Here is a 2,774-nt window from a genome sequence, read left to right on the forward strand (position 1 = left end):
CGGCTGCCGCTGTCGCCGCGGCGGCGCTGGCTGCCGGAGCGGCTGCGGAGTCGGCCTTGGCGGCATCGGCCGGCACTACCGTCGGCGCGGCCGCCGGCGCCGGGGCTTCCTTGTCCGCGCTCTTGGCGGCCTGGGCCTGGCCCAGCTTGGCGATCTCKGCGTTCTTCAGCTCGACCAGCCGCTGCATGTCGGTGACGTTCTTCTCGAGCTGCGCGAGGCGTGTCTCGGCTTCCTTGAGCTGGCGTTCCTTGGCGATATCGGCTTCGGCCGCGGCGGTGGCGGCAGCCTGGCTGCCCCGCTCCGGCTTGCTGAGCTTGAGTTCGTCGCGCGGGCCGGCAGCCGGCGCGGCTTGCTCCTGCACGCGGGCGGTGACATTGCCCGATTGCGAGCGGCCGCTCCCGGCCTCCACCGAGCGCGCGGCCGCGGCCGTGGCCAGCCGGCTGCGGTAGGCATCGAAGCCCTGCGTGCGCGCCACCACCTCGCGGCGGGCCGTGCGCGGCGCGACCGACTGCGCCTCCTGCTGGCTCGGCACCTTGAGCACCGCCCCCGCCTTGAGGCGATTCATATTGCCKCCGACGAAGGCATTGGGGTTGTTGCGATAGAGCGCGACCAGCATCTGGTCGAGCGAGACGCCGTCCTGGCCCTGCATGGCATCGCCGGCAATCGAGGAGAGATTGTCGCCACGCTGCACCGTGTAGGAACCCGAGGCCGCCGTGGCCACCGCCGGCGCTTCGCGGCGCGGCCGCGGCGCGGGTGCCCTGGCTTGCGGGCGGGCGGGCGGAGCCGTCTCGGCCGGCGCCGCCGTCAAGGGAACAGGCGCGGCGGCCGGGGCCGGCACGCTGGCACCGCCCGACTCGTCAGGCGTGCCTGCCTGCACCACCGTGGTGGGCGAGAATGTCTGGTTGGTCGGCTTGGCGCCGGCCGGGTCGAGCAGGAATGTGTAGGCGCGCGAGACCTTGCCGCTCGCCCAGGTCATGTCGACGAGGATATCGACAAAGGGCTCGCTGATCGGCTGGTTGGAACGCACCCGCGCCACGTAGCTGCCGTTGGGACGGCGCTCGACCTGCAAGCGCAGGCTGCTGACGGCTGGCAGGTAGGTCAGGCCGGCCCTGGCATAAGCGTCCGGCGCGGCAAGCTTGACGGAAAGACCGTCCGCTTCCTCGGCGCTGACACCACTGATATMGATTTCCGCCTGTAGCGGCTGACCCAGATTCGACTGTACCCGTAATTGCCCGAATCCCGCGGCATAGGCAGCCGGCTGCGCGAGCAGCAGACCCAGTGCCGTGAAGGCCAGCGTTGACCAGCGCTGACGGGCGATAGGCGCATCTTTCCGGCGATGTTGGCTCACACTCACCTTGTGCTCCGTTGTGTTTTAGTAGTGAAATTAACTTAACATCAATGGTTTAGCGCAGCAAGTTAGCGTCCCGACTGAGCCCCGCGCCAACTCGTACGGGCGTGCGGCAAACCGCCTCCACAGCCCGACATATGCCGGCTGTATTGTGGCCCAACGCACGGAAAAATAGGCAGCCGATCGCGACAACGCCGCGCACAGGCGCGGCGTTATCCTCAAAGCGGGGGTTTCTGTTGCCTGCCAGCAACGAAACCCCGGAGTGCCGGGTCCGCCGCAAGGCGCCATGTTTCGAGACATGGCTTCTCCGGCGGCCCGGGCGGCAAACCCCGTCAGGCTTCGATCAGGATGCGCAGCATGCGGCGCAGCGGCTCGGCGGCGCCCCACAGCAGCTGGTCGCCGACGGTGAAGGCCGACAGGTACTCGCCACCCATCTGCATCTTGCGCAGGCGGCCGACCGGGATGGTCAKCGTGCCGGTGACGGCAGCCGGCGTGAGGTCGGTCACGCTGGCCTCGCGCGTGTTCGGCACGACCTTGGCCCACTGGTTGTTGTCGGCCAGCATGCCTTCGATCTCATCGAGCGGCACGTCGCGGCGCAGCTTGATGGTCAGCGCCTGCGAGTGGCAGCGCATGGCGCCGATACGCACGCACAGGCCATCGACGGCKATCGGCGAGGCGCCGGTCGCACCGACGAAACCTTCGCCGCGACCCAGGATCTTGTTGGTCTCGGCGCCGCCCTTCCACTCTTCCTTCGACACGCCGTTGCCCAGGTCCTTGTCGATCCAGGGGATCAGGTTGCCGGCCAGGGGGACGCCGAACTGCTTGGTTTCGTCTGCCGACAGGCCATGCTGGGTCGCCAGGATGGTGCGGTCGATCTCCAGGATCGCCGAGGCCGGATTGTCCAGCAGCGGCTTGACCGAGGCGTTGAGCGTGCCGAACTGGGTMAGCAGTTCGCGCATGTGCTGCGCGCCGCCGCCCGAGGCCGCCTGGTAGGTCATGGAGGTCATCCACTCGATCAGGTCGTGCTGGAACAGGCCGCCCAGGCCCATCATCATGCAGCTGACCGTGCAGTTGCCGCCGACGAAGTTCTTCACGCCCTTGGACAGCGCATCCTTGATCACGCCGAGGTTGACCGGGTCGAGCACGATGATGGCATCGTCCTTCATGCGCAGCGAAGACGCCGCGTCGATCCAGTAGCCCTTCCAGCCAGCCGCCCGCAACTGCGGGAAGACTTCGTTGGTGTAGTCGCCGCCCTGGSMGGTGAKGACGACATCGCACTTGCGCAGTGCATCGATATCGTTGGCGTCTTTCAGCGTGGTTTCGTTCTTGGCCATGGCCGGGGCTTGGCCGCCGGCGTTGKACGTGCTGAAGAATACGGGCTCGATATGGTCGAAATCACGCTCTTCCTGCATGCGCTGCATCAGGA

At 67.8% G+C, this 2,774-nt stretch carries 2 protein-coding genes; both read right to left on the bottom strand.

Annotation, left to right across the window (positions count from 1 at the left end; all coding sequences use genetic code 11):
- Positions 1 to 1,354: type IV pilus assembly protein FimV (locus AC1DKV_RS40345; RefSeq protein ID WP_477139751.1), on the bottom strand; the 1,354-nt coding region annotated here is incomplete at its 3' end.
- 326 nt (positions 1,355 to 1,680) lie between these two features.
- Positions 1,681 to 2,772, bottom strand: coding sequence for an aspartate-semialdehyde dehydrogenase (gene asd, locus AC1DKV_RS40350; RefSeq protein WP_477139752.1), 1,092 nt, complete (start codon positions 2,770 to 2,772; stop codon positions 1,681 to 1,683).
- Between the last annotated feature and the right edge of the window lie 2 nt (positions 2,773 to 2,774).

It is taken from the genome of Cupriavidus sp. 05T41, from assembly GCF_056396525.1.